The sequence below is a fragment of the Kocuria sp. p3-SID1428 genome, assembly GCF_025149945.1.
In the GTDB taxonomy this organism is placed as follows: Bacteria; Actinomycetota; Actinomycetes; order Actinomycetales; family Micrococcaceae; genus Kocuria.
This window is the reverse complement of sequence record NZ_JALXVH010000014.1, coordinates 15,395-34,284: the sequence shown is the minus strand read 5'-3', so window position 1 is coordinate 34,284 and position 18,890 is coordinate 15,395. Positions and strand designations below refer to the sequence as shown.

The window sequence follows — 18,890 nt, the reverse complement described above, 5'->3', positions numbered from 1 at the left end:
CATAATCCGCGCTCTTTCGAGGTCATAGCCTGGGGCCATGGGATTCACACGGGAGCAGCTGGAGGAGCACTACGGGCGGGAGGTCCCGGACCTGCTGCCCGATCCTCTGCGGCTGCTGTTCGTGGGGATCAATCCGAGCCTGCGCTCCGCCGCCACGGGCGCGCACTTCAGCGGCTCCGGCAACCGCTTCTATCCCGCGCTGCACCGAGCCGGGATCACGAGGCACCTGATCCGGGCGGCCGACGGATTCAGCGACGACGACCTGGCGGAGCTGACCTCGCGCGGCATCGGCATCACCAATCTGTGGCCGGAGGCCACGGCCCGGGCGGACGAGCTCACCCGCGAGCAGCTGCGCACGGGTCGGGACAGGCTCACCGCGACCGTCGCGGAGCATCGCCCGACGGTGGTGGCCGTCGTCGGGATCACCGCCTACCGCACGGCCTTCGGGCTGCCTCGGGCGACGACAGGGGAGCAGGAGTCTCCGTGGGAGGGGACGCGGCTGTTCGCGGCCCCCAATCCGAGCGGACTGAACGCCCATTCCTCCGTGGACGACCTTGCGCGGGCTTACGGGGAGATCGCCGAGGCCGCGGGAATCGCTGCGGAGTCTGCGGCCGGCTGAGCGGGGCCCAGCGCAGAGGGACTCGCGGCTGTCGTCGGGACCAGCGGGTCGTCAGCCCAGCAGGCCCCCGACGGACTCCGCGACCTGCATGGCGGCCAGGAAGCCGAAGAGCAGGAAGCAGGCCACCAGCAGGAGATTGGCCGGGGCGCGATTGCGCAGCGTCTCGTGGATCGCTGCGCGATTGAGCAGCACCAGCAGCGCGATCGCCAGCGCGGGGAGGATGAAGGCGCTGATGGCCGCGTAGATCAGCACCAGGGTCACCGGGCGGCCGGTGCCCATGATCGCCAGCGCGCAGATCGTCAGGTAGACCAGCGCCACGCGGAACTCGGGGGCCCGGGAGGACATGTCCAGGCCCGGGGCGTCCTGATGCGGGTAGCGGCGCAGCACGCGCAGGCAGTCGGCCGTCACGTAGGCGATTCCGGAGAACCCGCCCAGGATGCTCGTGTAGACCACGGCCAGGAAGCTGAGCAGGAAGACCAGGCGCACGAAGCCGCCCAGGGAGGCGCCGAGGGAATCCGCCATGGCGAACATGGCGCCGTTGTCCGAGATCGTGAAGCCCTGCCCGAAGAGCAGGAAGGCCCCGACCATGGTCATGGCCACCGCGAACACCAGGACAACGCCGTAGCTGATGACCAGGTCCGTGCGGATCGTGGCCTTCCACTGCACGCCGCGCCAGGCCTTCTCCCGGATCCAGAATGAGTAGGCCAGGATGCCGGTGGCTCCGCCCACGCCGCCGATCAGCGATAGGACGGTGATCAGGGAGCCGCCGGGCATGGCGGGAATGATCGTCTGCGCGGCGATCTCCTGCGCCTCATGCCCCCGCGCCGTGGTGATCGCCAGGGCGACGATGCCGAAGAACATCATCACGCCGAAGCCCATCATGACCTTCTCGACGAACCCGTAGCGCCCGACCCACAGCATGACCACCGCGGAGGCCAGCACGACGATCGCCGTGGGCCAGAACGGCAGCCCGGGGATCAGGCTCTGCAGGATCAGGGCGCACACCGAGACCACGCTGGCGCCGAAGAACAGGCCCACCAGCAGCTCGGCCACCAGGAAGACCGCCGGGAAGAGGCGTCCGCCGGCGCTGGACATGTGCGACATCAGCGAGCGATCCCCGCTCATCTGCACCCGGGCCACGGCCTCCGAGAGCACGAACTTGAGCAGGACGCCGACCGTGAAGACCCAGATCAGGGCCAGCCCGTGCTCGGCCCCCGAGTTCAGCGTGGTGATCATGTCCGAGGCGCCCACGCTGGACAGCGCCAGGACGATCCCCGGCCCGATCAGGCGCAGCCGGCCCCTGGTGGTGCGGGGAGCCTGCTGCTCCTCAGGGCGGGCGGCGGCGGAGGGAGGAACGGTCATGATGGGCGTCCTGGACGTCGGCGGAGAGGGTCCACTCACCCTAGAGGTCGGTGCCGCTGAGCGCCCCTCTGCTGTCGCTCACGGCGGCTATCGTCGATCCCATGTCCGCACTGTCTGAAGCCGCAGCCTCCGTGACCATCTCCACCGTCGGCGACGGCCCCGTCGTCGTCGCGTTCCTGCACGGGCTGATGGGGCGCGGGAAGAACTTCACGCGCTTCGCCAAAAACCTCTCGGCCCAGTGCACGAGCCTGCTGGTGGACCTGCCGAACCACGGGACCTCGGGCTGGACGGACGAGTTCTCCTACGAGGACATGGCGGACACGGTCGCGGAGGCCCTGCGCGCCAAGGCCGGCGGGCGGAAGATCATGCTCGTGGGCCACTCCATGGGCGGCAAGGTCGCCATGCTGATCGCCCTGCGCCACCCGGAGCTGATCGAGCGGCTCATGGTCGTGGACATCTCCCCGGGCCGGTCCTGGGAGGGCGGCGGCGAGTTCCCGCACCTGCTGGGAAGCCTGCGCGAGCTGGATCTGGCGAATCTCGAGAGCCGCGGCGACGCCGACACCAAGCTGTCCCAGGCGATCCCCAAGGACTCGGTGCGCCTGTTCCTGCTGCAGAACCTCCGCCACGCGGATGGCGGGTGGGTATGGCAGCCGAACCTGGAGCTGCTGTACCAGTCGCTGGAGGAGATCGGCGGCTTTCCCAACACGAACCAGAGCTTCGACGGCCCCGTGCTGTGGGTCGCCGGGTCGAAGTCCGACTACGTCAGCGAGGCCAAGCTGCCGCTGATGTCCCAGCTCTTCCCGCGCGTCGAACTGCGCACCGTCCAGGGCGCCGGCCACTGGGTGCACTCGGAGAAGCCGGAGGAGTTCGAGCAGCTGCTGCACGAGCTGATCGACTGACCCGCACGTCAGCCCCGCGTAGGCTCGCTGCCATGGAGCTTCGTATTCAGCCAGGCGACATCACCACCATCGACGTCGATGCCGTCGTCAACGCGGCGAACTCGTCCCTGATGGGCGGAGGCGGCGTGGACGGCGCGATCCACCGCGCCGGCGGTCCGTCGATCCTCGAGGAGTGCAAGGCGCTGCGCGCCGAGCAGCTGCCGGACGGCCTCCCGGCGGGACAGGCCGTGGCCACCACGGCCGGGGAGATGCCCGCGCGCTGGGTCATCCACACCGTGGGGCCCACCTATGCCAAGACCATCGACAAGTCCGAGACCCTTGCCTCGTGCTACCGGCAGTCCCTGCGCACGGCCATCGAGATCGGTGCGCGCACCGTGGCCTTCCCGGCGATCTCGGCCGGGGTCTACGGCTGGCCCATGGACGACGCCGCCCGCATCGCCGTCGAGACATCCGAGGCGATGCGGGCGGAGGTGGGGCAGCAGATCGACGAGATCGTCTTCGTGCCCTTCGGGGAGACTGCGGAGGAGGCCTTCCGCTCCGCGATCTCGAACCTGCAGGACTGAGCGTCCTCCGGGACGGGCTCAGGAGGAGGCGTCGACCCGCTCCTGAGCGGCCTCCTGGGACTCGCCGCCCACCGGCACGGGATCCGAGGCGCCCCGGGCCAGATCGACGATGAACCCGACGACGGCCGCCGCGACCGTGGGTGCCACCCAGCCCATGCCCTGTTCGTGCAGGGGCGTCCAGCCGATCAGCGACTCGATCGGGCCGGCCGCCACGCCCAGTGAGCTCAGCGTCATCAGCGCCGCCCAGATGATCGCCACCGCGAGCGCCAGGCGGAACGTCAGGTTCAGGCGCCGGCGCGTCAGCGGCTCGATGAGGGTCAGCAGGATCAGCGTGATGCCGGCGGGGTAGAGGAAGCCCACGATCGGCCCCGCGATGGCCAGCACGGTCTCGAGCCCGGCGGTGGAGACCAGGAAGGCGATGATCGTGAAGAGGATCGCCCAGACCCGGTAGGACAGGGCCGGCACCAGCTTGTGGAAGAACTCGGAGGTCGCCCCGATCAGGCCCACCGAGGTGGTCAGACAGGCGAGCACGACGATCAGCCCGAAGACCACCGCCCCCGGCCCGCCGAGCACCTGCACGGCGGCATCGGCCAGCAGGGAGGCGCCGTCGGCGTGGGCCTGGCCGTCGGGCATCCGCAGCCCCACGATCGCCAGGCCGATGTAGACGGCCGCCAGCAGCACGCCGGCGATCAGTCCGGCGATGCTCACGCCGCGCACGATCGCGGGACCGTCGGAGACGCCCTTGGCGCGCAGGCTGGCCACCACGATGATCCCGAAGGCCAGACCGGCCAGGGAGTCCATGGTGTTGTAGCCCTCCAGGAAGCCCGTCACATACGGGGCCGACGAGTAGTCCTCCGCGGGGCCGTGGCCGGGTGCGCTCAGGCGCAGAACGGCCATGGCGATCAGCACCACGAGCAGGATCAGCAGCGCCGGGGTGAGGTACCGCCCGAGCCGGTCCACGATCCCGCTCGGGTCGAAGGCCAGCAGCAGCGAGACCGCGAAGAACAGCGCACTGAAGGCCGCCGTGATCAGCAGGGAGCCCTCACCCAGATACGGGTCGATCGCCGTCTCGAAGCTCACGGAGGCGGTGCGGGGCAGGGCGTAGAACGCGCCGATCGACAGATAGACCAGCACCGGGAACACGATGCCGAAGACCCTCCCGCCGCGATTGGCCAGATCCTGCAGATCACGCCCCGTGACGGCGATCGCCAGGATGGCCAGCACCGGCAGCGCCACGCCCGTGGTGAGGAATCCCAGCAGGGCGGGGGTGGTGCTGGAGCCCGCCTGGGCGCCGAGCATGGGCGGGAAGATCAGGTTCCCCGCGCCGAAGAACATGGAGAACAGCATCAGCGAGGCGATCAGCACGGCGCCGGAGCGTCGTCCGCCGCGACCGCCCGGTGCGTTCTCGGTGCTCCCCGGAGGGGCTGCGGAGGCGTGGGAGGAGGAGGTGCTCGAAGGGGACATTCGCCCATCATCCCAGCCCGAGCGCGCTGGATCGCACAGCCGAGGCGCGTGCCTCCGCGCTGCGGCCGATGCGCCTAGGCTCGGCTCAGCGCCGGGATCCGGTGCGCAGCCCGCGAGGGAACACCATGGACGCTGAGCTCACCGGATCCTTCTGGCACACCGAGGACTTCGACATCCCCGCCTATCTGCGGCGGCTGGGCATCGAGCCCGAGCCTGCGTGCCCCGAGCCGATCGAGGCCCTGCACCAGGCCCACGTGCGCACCCTGCCGTTCACGAACATCGACATCCTGCTGGGCACCGCCCCGGGGCGGTTCACCGTGATGCTGATGGCCGATCGCTGGACTGACGAGGGCCACGTCTCCATCACGGACACCACCCGCTTGGTGCGCGCCGACGGCGGGAGGAGGCCGCGAGCTCGAACTGAGGGCTCAGCCGAACCGGCGGTGGGCGGCTCGCAGGAGCTCCAGCAGCTGGGAGTGCCCGTCGCCGATCTGCCCGGGGATGACGGTGCGGCCCGCCTCGATCCGCGTGGCTCGCTCGGCCCAGCTCGGGCGGTGCGCCGGATCGGCCCGGGCCGCGCGCTGCTCAACGAGCCGCCGTGCGGCCCCCGGCCGCAGAGTGCAGATCACGTGCCCGCGAGCCCCGGGCAGTGCGCCAGGGGCCGCAGCGAAGGCGACGATCTCCTCCCAGCGCAGCCGGTGCAGCGTGGACCAGGTGCCGCCGGGCCGGTGCTCGAGCACCAGGGACTCGTCGGTGAGGATCAGCTGGAGGCCGCTGCGCCGGACGTGCAGGCCATGTCGCAGCGCGATCGCCCCCATGATCACGAGCGCGGCGCCGAGCCACAGGCCCGGGCGCAGGAAGATCTGGACGGCGGCCTCCAGCCCGCGGGCGGCCAGCGCGCACATGACCGCCCCGAGGGCCACGACCAGCGAGCTGAGCAGGAGGTGCAGGGCTGCGCGGCGCCGGTTCGAGGGGATGATCAGCAGACCGTCCTTCTCGAGGATCGCCAGCTGCTCTGTGCTGCCCATGGGTCTCACAGTAGGCACCGGGCAGGCGCGGCCACCAGGCCCGTCCCCGCGCAATGCATTTGCTGATGTAAACTGAGGCCATGACTTCCATGCACGGCCGACGCGGCGGCAGCGATGGCGGCTTCGTGTTCTACGACGCCTCCTCCCACATCCTCTACCGGGTGCTCGCCGCCCTGTGCATCGGCATGCTCCTGATCCTGTCGGGCATCGTCCCGAGCATCGTGCTGGCCTCCGGGAACCTGCGGGCGGGGATCGTCCTGGTCGCTGTCATGGTGCTGCCGGCCGTGGCGCTGTGCACCCTGCTGTGGCTGTCGCAGCTGTGGCGCTTCACCGTGACCTCGCGGGGACTGATCCTGCGCAGGATGGGGCGCACCCGCCAGGTGCCGTGGCCTGCGGTGGATCACCTGGAGGTCGATCGCGGCCTGTATTCGCCTGGCGGAGTGATGGTGGTGCTGCGCGACGGCCGACGGCTGCGCGCGATCGGCACCTGCATGCGAATGGCCTGGCACCGCGGGGAGCCGATCATGAGCCACGACCACGAGTGGTACGGCGCGGGGCGTCCGCACCACGTGGCCCTCGAGATCCATCAGCGCTGTCTGGCCGGGGGGTTCGATCGCGAGCTCGCGCAGTGCGGGCTCATCGGGTCGCCGCGGCCTCGCTGAGGATCGTCTGGATCAGCCGCGCGGCGGTGCGGGCCGTTCGCGAGTCGACGTCGAAGGCCGGGTTCAGCTCGACCACATCGGCGTGGCGCAGCTTCCCGGAGGCGGCTGCCGCCGTGCAGGCGGCCAGGATGACGTGCGCGGGCACGCCCAGGCCTGCCGGTGCGCTGACCCCGGGGGCCACGGAGGCCGGCAGCACGTCCAGGTCGATCGTCAGGTAGAGCTCGTCCACCCGTTCGGCGAACTCGCGGACCTGCGCCACGACCGCATCGGCCTGCTGGGATTCCACGTCGGTGAGCCAGTCCGCCCCGAGCTCGCGGGCCGTGTCGAACAGCGCGCGGGTGTTGTTGGCCTCGGAGATCCCGATCACGCGGTAGTCGAACCGGTCGCCGGTCGCGGCGCGGTCCTGGGCGATCTGCAGGAACGGCGTGCCGGAGGTGGGCCGATCGGCCTGGCGCAGGTCGAAGTGGGCGTCGAGGTTGAGGATGCCCAGGCGTCGGCCGCGGCACTGCTCGGCCATGCCCAGGTAGCTCGCCCAGGCGGACTCGTGGCCTCCGCCCAGCAGGATGCTCAGCGGTGCCGAGCGCCGCAGCTCGGCCAGCTGCCGACCGACCTCCGCCTGCCCGCCCTCCAGGTCCTCGCCCTGGGTGGTGACGTCGCCGGCGTCGTAGAGGCGCAGCGGTCGCTGCAGCGCCAGCGACCCCAGTGCGCTGCGCAGGGCCGCCGGGCCGTCGACCGCTCCGACGCGGCCGGCATTGCGGGAGACGCCCTCGTCCGAGCGGAAGCCGAGCAGCACGGCGTCGGCCTCATCCGGGGTCGCCGAGCGCAGGGACTCGTCGGCGGAGGCGGGGCCGATGATCGAGCTCCAGACGCGACGGTGCTCGTCACCGGGCCCGTCGCTGCGTCCGCTCCAGGCGGGAAGGGTGTTCACGGAAGGCTCCTCGGGGATGGGCGCAGGGTGATCCCCTCCAGGCTAGGCAGACGGCAGCGACTCGGCGCGGCGCCGTCGTCGAACCTGTCTGGCATACCGGACAGAAGGTGACCCGCACCACTTCAGGGAGGCCTTCCGCATTCCCACACTGGGGAGACGCCCGTCACAGACGGGCCATCTGACCCCACCACCCGAGGAGCCCGGAATGCCCGCAGCGGAGCAGCCCTTCACCCGCCACGACCCCTCCCGCGTGATCCGCGCACCGCGCGGCACCGAGATCACGGCCAAGTCCTGGCAGACCGAGGCGCCCAAGCGCATGCTGATGAACAACCTGGACTCCGAGGTCGCCGAGCGCCCCGAGGACCTCGTGGTCTACGGCGGCACCGGGCGCGCCGCCCGGTCCTGGGAGGCCTACGACGCCATCGTGCGCACCCTCGATGACCTCGAGGACGACGAGACCCTGCTGGTCCAGTCCGGCAAGCCGGTCGGCGTGCTGCGCACCCACGAGTGGGCACCGCGCGTGCTGATCGCCAACTCCAACCTCGTGGGGGACTGGGCTGACTGGGAGCACTTCCGCCACCTCGAGGCCGAGGGGCTGATGATGTACGGCCAGATGACGGCCGGGTCATGGATCTACATCGCCACCCAGGGCATCCTGCAGGGCACCTACGAGACCTTCGGCGCCGTGGCCCGCAAGCGCTTCGACGGCACCCTGGCCGGCACGCTGACGGTGACCGCCGGCTGCGGCGGCATGGGCGGGGCGCAGCCGCTGGCCGTGACGCTCAACGGCGGTGCGTGCCTGATCATCGACGTCGACCAGACCCGCCTGGAGCGCCGCCGGGCCAAGCGCTACCTGGATCAGGTCGAGACCGACCTGGACTCCGCGCTGGAGGCCGTGCTGGCGGCCAAGAGGCAGAAGCGTCCGCTGTCGGTGGGCCTGGTCGGCAATGCTGCCGAGCTGCTGCCGGTGCTGCTCGAGCGCCCCGAGGCCGCCGAGGTGGACATCGTCACCGATCAGACCTCCGCTCACGATCCGTTGTCCTACCTGCCGATCGGCGTCTCGCTCGAGGACTGGCAGGCCGAGGCCGACGATGACGCGGAGAAGTTCACCCGCCGCTCGGAGGAGGCGATGGCCAAGCACGTGGAGGCCATGGTCGGCTTCCAGGATCGCGGCGCCGAGGTCTTCGACTACGGCAACTCGATCCGCGACGAGGCCCGCAAAGCCGGCTACGACCGCGCCTTCGAGTTCCCGGGCTTCGTCCCGGCCTACATCCGCCCCCTGTTCTGCGAGGGCCTGGGCCCGTTCCGCTGGGTCGCGCTGTCCGGGGATCCCGAGGACATCCGCGTGACCGATCAGGCGCTCAAGGAGCTGTTCCCGGACAACGAGTCGCTGCACACCTGGTTGGATGCGGCGGAGGAATACGTCGAGTTCGAGGGCCTGCCGGCGCGCATCTGCTGGCTGGGCTACCGCGAGCGTGAGAAGGCCGGTCTGCTGTTCAACCAGCTCGTGGCCGAGGGGAAGGTCTCCGCGCCGATCGTGATCGGGCGCGACCACCTGGACTCCGGGTCGGTGGCCAGCCCCTACCGCGAGACCGAGTCCATGCTCGACGGGACCGACGCCGTGGCCGACTGGCCGCTGCTCAACGCCCTGGTGAACACGTCCTCGGGCGCCACCTGGGTCTCGATCCACCACGGCGGCGGCGTGGGCATCGGCCGATCGATCCACGCCGGGCAGGTCTCCGTGGCCGACGGCACCGAGCTGGCGGCCCAGAAGCTGCAGCGCCTGCTGACCAACGACCCCGGCATGGGCGTCATCCGCCACGTGGATGCCGGCTACGACCGCGCCCACGAGGTCGCCGAGCAGCGCGGGATGCGCGTGCCCATGGACCCGGCGCTCGACGTCCGCGCCCAGGCCGACCGCCAGGAGGACGCATGAGCACCCGGATGCTGATCACCGACATCGGCGAGCTCGTCACGAACGATCCCTCGGCTGCACCTGCGTCGCACGGGGCGCCGTCGGGCGGTCCGGGGGAGGCCCCGGCCGGCCTCGAGCTGCTCGGGCTGATCCGCGACGCCGCGCTGGTGCTCGACGACGGCCGCGTGGCGTGGACCGGTCCCGCCTCCGAGGTCCCCGCGGAGCTGGCCGAGGGCGCCGAGACCGTCTCGGTCGGCGGCTCGGCGGTGATCCCGGGCTTCGTGGACAGCCACAACCACCTGGTCTTCGATGGCGATCGCTCCGAGGAGTTCGCCGCCCGGATGGCCGGGCAGTCGTACTCCGCCGGCGGCATCCGCACGACCGTGGCCGCGACCCGCGAGGCCGATGACGAGCGGCTCGAGGCCAACCTGGTCCGGCTGATGGGCCAGGCCCAGCGCTCGGGCACCACGACCTTCGAGGTCAAGACCGGCTACGGGCTGAGCCTGGACGACGAGATCCGCGCTCTGCGGATCATCCGCCGCCACACGCACGAGGCCACTCTCCTGGCGGCGCATATCGTCCCGCCGGAGTACGCCGAGGACCCGGAGGCCTATGTCGAGCTGGTGATCGAGCAGATCATCCCGGCGGCCGAGGGGCTGGCCCGCTGGATCGACGTCTTCTGCGAGGAGGGCGCGTTCACCCCCGAGCAGACCGAGCGGATCCTGGCTGCCGGCCGTGCCCACGGCATGCGTCCCAGGCTGCACGCCAACCAGCTGACCCAGGGCGAGGCCCTGCAGCTGGCGGCGCGCACCGGGTGCGCCAGCGCGGATCACGCGACCTTCGCCTCGGATGACGATCTCGCTGCGCTCGCGCAGTCCGGTACCGTCGTGACGCTGCTGCCGGGCGTGGAGTTCTCCACCAGGCAGCCCTATCCCGATGCACGCCGCTACCTGGCTGCCGGCGTGCGCCTGGCGATCGCCAGCGACTGCAACCCGGGATCGTGCTTCACCTCGAGCCTCCCGTTCTGCCTGGCCGTGGCCGTGCGCGACATGCATTTCACGGTCGAGCAGGCCCTGTGGGCGGCCACGGCCGGAGGCGCCGCCGCGCTCGAGCGCGACGACGTCGGCAGCCTGCGCACCGGCTCCCGAGCCGACTTCTGCGTGCTCGACGCCCCGTCGTACCGGCACCTGGTCTACCGCCCAGGAGTCCAGCAGGTCGCCGAGGTCTACCGCGGGGGCCAGCTCATCGCCGCGAACCCCCGCTGCGTCATCCACCCCTCCACCGGCCGCTGAAGCGCCCGGTCCGGTCACCTTCGAGGCAGCACCATGTCAGCAGCACAAGTCCCCTCCGACGTCGGGGCCCCTGAGCCCGGGCGGGCCGATCAGCACACCGGCCGCGCACCGGGTGTCTGGCGGTTCTTCGTCTTCAGCCTCATCGGGCTGTTCATGTTCTTCGTCCCGATCACGATCGGCGAGAAGTCCACGATCCCCCTGGACCATCTGGTCACCGCCCTGCGCACGAACGCCGCCTCGGTGGTTCCCTACGTCGCCCTGGCACTGATCATCCTGGGCACGGTCCGGCCGTTCGTCACCGGCAGCTGGCGCAGCTCGGCCACCCGCACGGTGTTCTCCCTGCTGAACATCGTGGGGCTGATCGTCGCGATCCTGATGCTCACCAGCCCGCCGGCCTGGCTGGCCGCCGAGGACCTGGGGCCGTTCCTGTGGAACAGCCTGGTGATCCCGGTGGGGCTGATCGTCCCGATCGGCGCGGTGTTCCTGGCCATGCTGGTCAGCTACGGGCTCATGGAGTTCGTGGGGGTGCTGGTGCAGCCGATCATGCGCCCGATCTTCCGCACACCGGGGCGCTCCGCGATCGACGCCGTCGCCTCCTTCGTGGGCAGCTACTCGCTGGGCCTGCTGATCACCAACCGCGTCTACCGCGAGGGCAAGTACACCGCCCGCGACTCCGCGATCATCGCGACCGGCTTCTCCACCGTCTCGGCGACCTTCATGATCATCGTGGCCAAGACGCTGGGGCTGATGGACATCTGGCTGACGTACTTCTTCGTCACCCTGGTCGTGACCTTCGTCGTCACCGCGATCACGGTGTGGATCCCGCCGCTGTCGAGGATCCCGGACGACTTCCACCCCGAGGCGGAGCCGCAGCCGGAGGCGACGGTGCACGGCAGCCGCATGCAGGCCGCCTGGTCGGAGGCCGTCGACGTCCTGCGCGCCACGCCGAGCTTCGGGCGCAACATCTGGACCAACTTCCGCGACGGCACCCTCATGGCCGCCAGCATCCTGCCCTCGATCCTCTCGGTGGGCCTGATCGGACTGCTGCTGGCCAAGTTCACGCCAATCTTCGACTGGCTCGGCTACCTGTTCGTGCCCTTCACCTGGATCACGCGCATGGATGAGCCGGTGCTGGCCGGCAAGGCGGTGGCCGTGGGGCTGGTCGAGATGTTCCTGCCGGCAACGCAGGTGGCCGACGTCGACTCCATCGTGACCCGCTTTGTGATCGGCGTGGTGGCCGTGTCCGGGATCATCTTCTTCTCGGCCATGGTGCCCTCGATCCTGGCCACGGACATCCCCGTGAAGCTGTGGCACCTGGTGATCATCTGGTTCGAGCGCGTGGTGCTCACCATCCTGATCGCAGCCCCGCTGGCTCACCTGCTGCTCTGAAGCTCCGGGACTGCAGCGCCCCAGGATGAGGCCCCCGACCGTCGCTTCGCGCGGCGATCGGGGGCCCCGCCCGTGCCGGCCAGCCCCGCTCGGGCATACTGTGCCCACCGGCGCCGGCCCGACGGCGTCGCGGCCGAGACCTCCTGAGGAGTCCCCATGTCGCAGTCGATCGCCGCCTACATCACCCTGCCCGGCACCGCCGCCGAGGCCTTCGCGCACTGGCACGAGGTCTTCGGAGGCGAGCTCGAGATCATCACCTACGGGCAGATGCAGCTCGAGGGCCTGCCCTTCGACCCGCCTGCCGAGGCCGTGGCCCATGCCGTGCTGCACCTGGAGGGCGGGGACATCGCCGGCGGCGACTCGATCGGCGAGTCCTACCCGTTGCGCGACACCGCGTACTCGCTGCTGTGCACCCAGTCCGAGATCGAGCGGGCCCGCGAGCTCAGTGCTGCGCTGATCGACGGCGGCGGCTCCGAGGGCATGCCGATCATGAAGGCCCCGTGGGGCGACTGGTACGGGCAGACCTTCGATCGCTACGGCGTGATGTGGAGCTTCTCGGTGCCGGCGGAGGGGCCCGCGCAGCGCGACTGAGCCGGCATCCGTCCGCCCGAGCTCAGCAGTAGTTTAGAATCATTCTCATGAACGATTCGACGGACAGCACCCAGCCGCACGCGCATGCGCACAGCCACTCCCACGACCATGACCACGGCGGGGGAGAGGATCTCGAGCTGCTGCGCCGCGGCAACACGGCCGAGGCGTGGGATGCGATCTACTCGCCCTCCGAACGGCGCTGGAGCGGCCGGCCCAACCAGGCGCTCGTGGCGGAGGTCGCCGACCTCGAGCCCGGCACGGCGCTCGATGTCGGCTGCGGCGAAGGCGCGGACACTGTGTGGCTCGCCCAGCAGGGATGGCAGGTCACCGGTCTGGACATCTCCGGGGTGGCCCTCGAGCATGCCCGCGCCGCCGCCGAGGCCGCCGGTGTCCAGGCCGAGTGGATCCACTCAGGGCTCGATGACACCGAGCTGCCCGAGGACGGCTACGACCTGGTCTCGGCGTTCTACCCGGCCCTGCCCGCCCAGCCGGAGGGTGTGAACCTCATCGCGCTGCTGGGGGCCGTGGCCCCGGGCGGCACGCTGCTGTTCGTCGCTCACGCGGACATCGACCCGGAGGAGGCCCGGTCCCACGGCTTCGACCCGGAGGACTACCTTTCGATCGAGGACCTCGAGGCGGCGCTGCAGCGCTCCTCGCGCTGGGAGATCACCGCCCGCGAGCGTCGTGCCCGCCACGTCGAGGGCGGTGCCGGCGGCGGTCACACGCACGACGAGATCCTGAAGGCTGTGCGCTCGGCGGGCTGAAGGCCGGCGGGGCTGGTAGCGTCCCGAAGCCATGAGCCCCGCGCAGAATCGCTCCGAGTCCTCGAGTGCGCCGTCCCTCGGGGAGGCGGTCTCGGACGCTGCCGAGGCGACGGCCGTCGCAGCAGGTCCCGCCGATGAGCTGCGTGCCCGAGCGGTGCGCGCGGCCGTCGAGCTGTTCGAGCGCGATGGGTTCGAGGCCACGAGCGTGGCGGAGATCGCCGCGGCGGCAGGCATCTCCAGGGCCACCTTCTTCCGCCAGGTGGGCGGCAAGGAGGATGCGGTCTTCGCCGATCACGCACCGCTGCTCGAGCGCCTCGAGGCGCGGATGCACCGACGGCTCGCGGGCAAGTCGATCGATCCGCACGCGGTCGTGTGCGAGGCGTCCCTGCAGGTCTTCACGCACCTGGCGCAGGACCTCCCCGCTGCGCGGCGCCGCTACGCCGTGGTCCGCTCCGTGCCCGCGCTGCGCGATCGGGAGATCGTCACCGAGCGGCGCTACGAGCGATTGTTCGTCCAGGTCCTGCGCGCCCACCTGCCACAGGCCGACGCCCTGGGCACCGTCGTATTCGCCGCAGCCGTGACCGCGGCGCACAACCATGCCCTGCGCTCGCTGCTGCGCGACGAGCGGGCTCGGGGCCGGACTGCTGTCGAGGCGGCTGCCGAGACCCTGGGCGCGGCGCTCGACGACGTCCGCGCGCGCCTGACGTCTCAATCTGACGATGGTCTCGGGGGAGGCGGCAAGTCTTCCGGGTCCGATGCAAGCGACAAGTCCGAGGCCTCCGACGAGGTCGTCGACGGGGTCGGGTCGGGCGCAGCGCCGGCGGATGCGGTGACGGTCGTGGTGGCCACGCTGCCGACGTCGTCCGCCTCCGGCGCAGGGGTCGAGGCCGTGCTCGAGAAGGTCCGCGACGCCCTGAGCTGACGACCCGCAGTGCTGATACGGCGTCTCATTCCATCTGAGACGCCGTATCGCTAGAGTGGGGCCATGACTGAGACCACGCTCCCCGGCGCCGCCGAGCCCGAGTACTCGGTGACCGAGCCCCTGGACATCGACTACTACAGCCTGTTCGCCCAGATCCCGGAGGCCGATCGCGAGCTCTGGGCCCGGGCCCGGGAAGTCGGCACCGCGCTGCAGGAGCGCATGGCCGCGGCGTGGGACGCCCATGAGTACCCGGTAGAGGCCGTGGCCGCCCTGGGCGCCGCCGATCTGTTCGTCGATGGCCTCGAGCACCCACTGCTCAGCGAGATGTCCCCGCTGGGGGCCGGACTCGTGAACATGGAGCTCTCGCGCCTCGACGGCTCGCTCGGCACGATCGTGGCGGTGCAGGGCGGTCTGGCCCTGCGCAGCCTCATCCTCCACGGCAGCCCGGAGCAGCAGCAGCGCTGGGCCAAGCCGCTGGCCGCAGGGGAGGTCTTCGGTGCCTTCGCGCTCACGGAGCCGGATCACGGCTCGGACTCCGCCGGCCTGGAGACCATGGCCACCCGCACAGCCGAAGGCTGGACGCTGCGCGGGGCCAAGAAGTGGATCGGCAACGGGGCCGCCGGAGGCATCACCTTCGTGTGGGCGCGCGTGATCGATGACACCGTGACCGAGGGCGAGCCAGGTGCCACCGGCTCCGTGCGCTGCTTCCTGGTCCCGCAGGAGACCCCCGGCTACCGGGCCGAGGTCATCAAGGGCAAGGGCGCGCTGCGCGCGATCGACCAGGCGCTGATCCGCCTGGAGGACGTCCAGGTGCCGGCCGATGCTGTGCTGCCCGGCTCCACGAGCTTCCGCGACGCCTCGCGCGTGCTCTACGCGACCCGCTCCGGAGTGGCCTGGTCCGCGCTGGGGCATGCGACCGGCTGCTTCGAATCCGCGCTGTCCTACGCCAAGCAGCGGCGCCAGTTCGGCAAGCCCCTGGCCGAGCACCAGCTCGTGCAAGAGCGGCTGACCCGCATGCTGTCCATGCTCACGGCCATGCAGCTGTACTGCACGCAGCTGGCCGCCTCCGAGGCCGGAGGATACCTGCGGCCCACCCAGGCCTCGCTGGCCAAGTACCACAACACGCGCACGGCCCGGGCGATCGCCGCCGAGGCCCGCGACCTCATGGGCGGCAACGGCATCCTGATCGACAACGGGGTCATGCGGCATCTGGCCGACATCGAGGCGATCCACACCTACGAGGGCACCGAGTCGGTGCAGGCGCTGCTGATCGGCCGCGATCTGACCGGGTTCAGCGCGTTCGGCTGAGCGGGGCCGTCGTCGGCGCGGGGTTCAGCTGTTGAGACCGCGCGCGGCGACCTTCCAGGAGCCCAGCACGGCGCCGTCGTCGATCACGGTCACCGAATCGATGAGGTTCAGGCTCAGGCACACGTGGTTGGGGATCACGCGCACCTGCGAGCCCAGGGCCGGCAGCGGCTGATCGGGCGGGAAGACGACGGTCGCGTGGTGCTCGGACAGCGCCGTGATCCTGGCCTGCGGATGACTCGGCAGCCGGCCGTATCCGGTGGCCCATGCGGGGCGGTCGCTGCCCAGGACCTTCGACCCGGAATCCAGCACGATGCGGCGCAGCTGCTCGGTGTCCGGTCCGTCGTGGTCGTGGCGGGAGACGACGGTCGCGGCCACCGACAGGGAGACGTCCCGGATGCCGATGCGCCCGAGCTCGAGCTGCTGCGCATCGCCGAAGACGTAGACGCCGGGGCGGATCTCCTGGACCGCCGTGGGCCCCTCGACCTCGGCGGTGGGACTCGAGCCGCCGCTGAGGTGGACGATCTCGTGGCCTGCTTCGCGCAGTCGTCGTGCGGTGTCGGCGAGGATCTCGCTCTCCTGAGCGGCGACCGGACCCGATTCGCCCGGTGCGTAGCTGTGCCCGGGGAAGGTGAAGAGCCCGTCCAGGCGCACGCCGAGCTCACGGGCGCGCTCGGCGATCGGCAGCGCATCCTGGGGGAGCACGCCGCTGCGGTGGTGGCCGCTGTCCAGCTCCAGGGACACCGAGATCGGCGCATCGCCCAGCTCGCGGGCGATCCGCTCGACGGCCTCGACCGAATCCGTGCCGATGCGCAGTCGCGTCTTCTCCGCTAGCAGCTTCAGCCGCACGGCCTTGCGCATGTCGACCCACAGCGGATAGGCGATGAACAGGTCCCCGATGCCGGCTCCGGCGAAGATCTCCGCCTCGCCGATCGTGGCCACGGTCAGCCCCACCGCGCCGGCGGCCATCTGCCGGCGGGCGATCTCGGGGATTTTGTGCGTCTTGGCGTGCGGGCGCAGCGCCAGCCCGCGACGGGCCGCGGAGTCGGCCACCCGAGCGATGTTGGCATCCATGATCCGGCGATCCACCACCACCGCAGGCGTGGACAGGGGCAGATCCGGCAGGTGCTGGGCGGGGAAGTCAGCATGAGCTTCGGTCATGGCCCGACCCTAGCCCCCAGCCCCGGGCAGGGTCCCAAGCCGCAGGGCCTCGTGCCTCGGGCGCCGAGTCGTGGTCCGTCCAGCCGCATCCGTCCCGTCGTTTCATCGACTGTCGGATTCAGCCCCGTTCCGCTATCGAGCGGCCGAATCCGAACCGCACCGCCGCCGACAGGCCGAGTCGTCACCGGGTCCGGCGGCCTGCGGTGAGGAAGCGGCCACCGGGTCCAGGAGCGGTGGGCAATCGGCCAGTCGCTGGAAGGGGAGCGGCGATGCGGCCGCTCGGGCGCCCGGACATCTGCGGGACATCAGGCGGGTCTAGGATCTGCTCGACGGCCGCAGGGCCGCCCGTGCGTCGCAGCCGCGGCGCCGCTGCCCCACAGGAGCCTCGATGTCCCCGGCTGAGCCGCACGGAACCCGCAAGACCGACCGCTCGACGCTCGGTGAGCCCGGAACAGCGTCGTCTGTGCGGTCGAACTCGAGTGCCGGATCATCTGAATCCACAGGACCCACGCCCACGGATCATCCGGCCGATGAGTCCGCCGGTCTCGCGGATCTGCTGGACGAGCAGCCCGTCCAGGAATCCCCGGAGACGGGGCTGCCTGCCGAGGACCGCACCGCCCTGACCCCGGTCGAGGCCTTCGAGGCCGCACGCGACGGATCCCCTGATGACAGACAGCCACAGGGACAGGAAGAGGTGGCCGGGCCGACCCTCGACACAGCCGCTTCGATGCGCGGGGGCGATGCCGGGTCGCGTCGTCTGGTGCTGATGCTGGTCGGGGTGGCGGCGGCACTGCTGGCTCTGGAGGGGATCAGCCGCTACGCCAGCTTCATCGCCCCGGTCTTCTTCGCGCTGAACATGGTGATCATCGTCCACCCCCTGCACGCCTGGCTCGTGCGAAGGCTGCGGTGGCCGGTCTGGCTGGCCGCGATCACCGCTCTGGCAGTGGTGCTGATCGCACTGCTGGCCTTCTTCTACTCCATGGGATGGGCGATCTTCGCGCTGCTGACGGCATTGCCCGGCTACTCCGGAGAGTTCGCCGCGCTGGGCGATGACCTCATGCAGTGGCTCGCGCAGTTCGGCGTGACGACCGAGACCATGGCGGCCAACATCGAAGCCAACGTGCCCGACATCGTGGGCTTCTCGACGGAATGGCTGCTCGATGTGGCCTCGAACGTCTCCGGAGTCGCCACCATGCTGGCGATCGTCATCACCGCGATCTTCTTCCTCACCTTGGACTCCATGACCATCCGCCGGCGGATGGGCGTGATCCTGCTGCAGAAGCCCCTGGTGGGCCGCGCGCTGCTCAGCTTTGCCGCCGGGGTGCGCAGGTACTGGATCGTCACGACGGTCTTCGGGCTGATCGTGGCGCTCATGGACCTGGGCTACCTGTGGGCCCTGGGGATCCCGCTGGCCGGTGTCTGGGCGGTGCTGGCCTTCGTGACGAACTACATCCCCAACATCGGGTTCGTCATCGGCATGATCCCGCCGACCATGATGGGCCTGCTCGAGGGCGGCTGGCTCGATGCGCTGGCCGTGATCCTGGGCTTCAGCGTGATCAACCTGGTCATGCAGTCGTTCATCCAGCCCAAGTTCACCGGTGACGCCGTGGGAGTCACCCCGATGGTCTCGTTCGTCTCCGTGCTGCTGTGGTCGCTCGTGCTCGGCCCGCTGGGGGCGCTGCTCGCCCTGCCGGCCACGCTGCTGGTCAAGGCCCTGCTCGTGGATCCCAACCCGGACGTGCGCTTCGTCAACGCGCTGATCGCCTCCTCGCCGGAGGACGGGCTGTCGTCGGCGGCTGCCGAGCAGGCCCGTGCCTCCCGCGGAGCCCTGGCCCGTTGGATCAGCGGGACCACCCGACGCCGGCGCCGCCCCGCACCGGTGGCGGGTTGCAGCACAACGGAGGCGAGCGACTCGACGCAGGCCTCCGAGGCGCCCGCAGCCTTGGCAGATGAGCGCTCCTGACCCGTCACGGAAGCTCCCCGCGTCAGCGACATGCGGGGTCTCACTCCACTGAGTCCGACAATT

The 18,890-nt window shown here is 70.7% G+C and carries 17 protein-coding genes; 12 read left to right on the top strand and 5 right to left on the bottom strand.

Annotated elements, in window-relative coordinates; all coding sequences use genetic code 11:
* Window positions 1-37: 37 nt before the first annotated feature.
* Window positions 38-619, top strand: a complete 582-nt coding sequence (locus M3E84_RS04850) for a mismatch-specific DNA-glycosylase (protein ID WP_259894930.1) — start codon at window positions 38-40, stop codon at window positions 617-619.
* 51 nt (window positions 620-670) lie between these two features.
* Here M3E84_RS04850 and M3E84_RS04845 read toward each other — a convergent pair whose 3' ends face one another.
* Complete coding sequence (locus tag M3E84_RS04845; protein ID WP_259894928.1) at window positions 671-1,981, bottom strand: Nramp family divalent metal transporter; 1,311 nt, start codon at window positions 1,979-1,981, stop codon at window positions 671-673.
* A gap of 101 nt (window positions 1,982-2,082) precedes the next feature.
* Here M3E84_RS04845 and M3E84_RS04840 point away from each other — a divergent pair, with 101 nt between their 5' ends.
* Together M3E84_RS04840 and M3E84_RS04835 are read left to right on the top strand one after the other, a co-directional pair.
* Entirely contained in the window at window positions 2,083-2,880 is a 798-nt protein-coding gene (locus tag M3E84_RS04840; protein ID WP_259894926.1) for an alpha/beta fold hydrolase, read from the top strand.
* 32 nt (window positions 2,881-2,912) lie between these two features.
* Window positions 2,913-3,443, top strand: a complete 531-nt coding sequence (locus M3E84_RS04835; protein ID WP_259894924.1) for an O-acetyl-ADP-ribose deacetylase — start codon at window positions 2,913-2,915, stop codon at window positions 3,441-3,443.
* Window positions 3,444-3,461: 18 nt separating this feature from the next.
* Here M3E84_RS04835 and brnQ read toward each other — a convergent pair whose 3' ends face one another.
* Window positions 3,462-4,907: a branched-chain amino acid transport system II carrier protein gene (brnQ, locus tag M3E84_RS04830; protein WP_259894923.1), complete on the bottom strand. Its 1,446-nt coding sequence runs from the start codon at window positions 4,905-4,907 to the stop codon at window positions 3,462-3,464.
* A 428-nt stretch (window positions 4,908-5,335) separates the two neighbouring features.
* Window positions 5,336-5,935, bottom strand: coding sequence for a hypothetical protein (locus tag M3E84_RS04825; RefSeq protein ID WP_259894921.1), 600 nt, complete (start codon window positions 5,933-5,935; stop codon window positions 5,336-5,338).
* A gap of 80 nt (window positions 5,936-6,015) precedes the next feature.
* On the opposite strand from M3E84_RS04825, the gene M3E84_RS04820 reads away from it, so the two are divergent.
* Window positions 6,016-6,597 (top strand): hypothetical protein, encoded by a 582-nt coding sequence (locus M3E84_RS04820; RefSeq protein ID WP_259894919.1) that lies wholly within the window; start codon window positions 6,016-6,018, stop codon window positions 6,595-6,597.
* Here M3E84_RS04820 and hutG read toward each other — a convergent pair.
* Window positions 6,572-7,525 carry a formimidoylglutamase gene (gene hutG, locus M3E84_RS04815; protein WP_259894918.1) on the bottom strand — a complete coding sequence of 318 codons (954 nt, stop codon included), beginning with the start codon at window positions 7,523-7,525 and terminating at the stop codon, window positions 6,572-6,574. The two genes, M3E84_RS04820 and hutG, sit on opposite strands and share 26 nt — an antisense overlap.
* A 205-nt stretch (window positions 7,526-7,730) precedes the next feature.
* On the opposite strand from hutG, the gene hutU reads away from it, so the two are divergent.
* The 7 genes from hutU to M3E84_RS04780 all read left to right on the top strand — a co-directional run bounded on the left by hutU (window position 7,731) and on the right by M3E84_RS04780 (window position 15,706).
* Window positions 7,731-9,461 (top strand): urocanate hydratase, encoded by a 1,731-nt coding sequence (gene hutU / locus M3E84_RS04810; RefSeq protein ID WP_259894916.1) that lies wholly within the window; start codon window positions 7,731-7,733, stop codon window positions 9,459-9,461.
* On the top strand, window positions 9,458-10,732 hold the full coding sequence (gene hutI, locus M3E84_RS04805) for an imidazolonepropionase (RefSeq protein WP_259894915.1): 1,275 nt from the start codon (window positions 9,458-9,460) through the stop codon (window positions 10,730-10,732). The genes hutU and hutI overlap by 4 nt, the downstream gene beginning before the upstream one ends.
* Before the next feature lie 33 nt (window positions 10,733-10,765).
* Window positions 10,766-12,121, top strand: coding sequence for a YjiH family protein (locus tag M3E84_RS04800; protein WP_259894914.1), 1,356 nt, complete (start codon window positions 10,766-10,768; stop codon window positions 12,119-12,121).
* A 156-nt stretch (window positions 12,122-12,277) separates the two neighbouring features.
* Entirely contained in the window at window positions 12,278-12,712 is a 435-nt protein-coding gene (locus M3E84_RS04795; protein ID WP_259894913.1) for a VOC family protein, read from the top strand.
* Between the two features lie 47 nt (window positions 12,713-12,759).
* Window positions 12,760-13,476, top strand: coding sequence for a bifunctional 2-polyprenyl-6-hydroxyphenol methylase/3-demethylubiquinol 3-O-methyltransferase UbiG (locus tag M3E84_RS04790; protein ID WP_259894912.1), 717 nt, complete (start codon window positions 12,760-12,762; stop codon window positions 13,474-13,476).
* Window positions 13,477-13,507: 31 nt separating this feature from the next.
* A complete protein-coding gene (locus M3E84_RS04785) occupies window positions 13,508-14,398 on the top strand; it encodes a TetR/AcrR family transcriptional regulator (RefSeq protein ID WP_259894910.1) in 891 nt (296 codons plus the stop codon).
* Window positions 14,399-14,461: 63 nt separating this feature from the next.
* A complete protein-coding gene (locus tag M3E84_RS04780) occupies window positions 14,462-15,706 on the top strand; it encodes an acyl-CoA dehydrogenase family protein (RefSeq protein ID WP_259894909.1) in 1,245 nt (414 codons plus the stop codon).
* A 24-nt stretch (window positions 15,707-15,730) separates the two neighbouring features.
* On the opposite strand, the gene M3E84_RS04775 is transcribed toward M3E84_RS04780, so the two are convergent.
* On the bottom strand, window positions 15,731-16,864 hold the full coding sequence (locus tag M3E84_RS04775) for an alanine racemase (RefSeq protein ID WP_259894907.1): 1,134 nt from the start codon (window positions 16,862-16,864) through the stop codon (window positions 15,731-15,733).
* 388 nt (window positions 16,865-17,252) lie between these two features.
* Between M3E84_RS04775 and M3E84_RS04770 the strand changes: the two genes are divergently transcribed.
* Window positions 17,253-18,827 carry an AI-2E family transporter gene (locus M3E84_RS04770; protein ID WP_259894905.1) on the top strand — a complete coding sequence of 525 codons (1,575 nt, stop codon included), beginning with the start codon at window positions 17,253-17,255 and terminating at the stop codon, window positions 18,825-18,827.
* Window positions 18,828-18,890 lie beyond the last annotated feature (63 nt).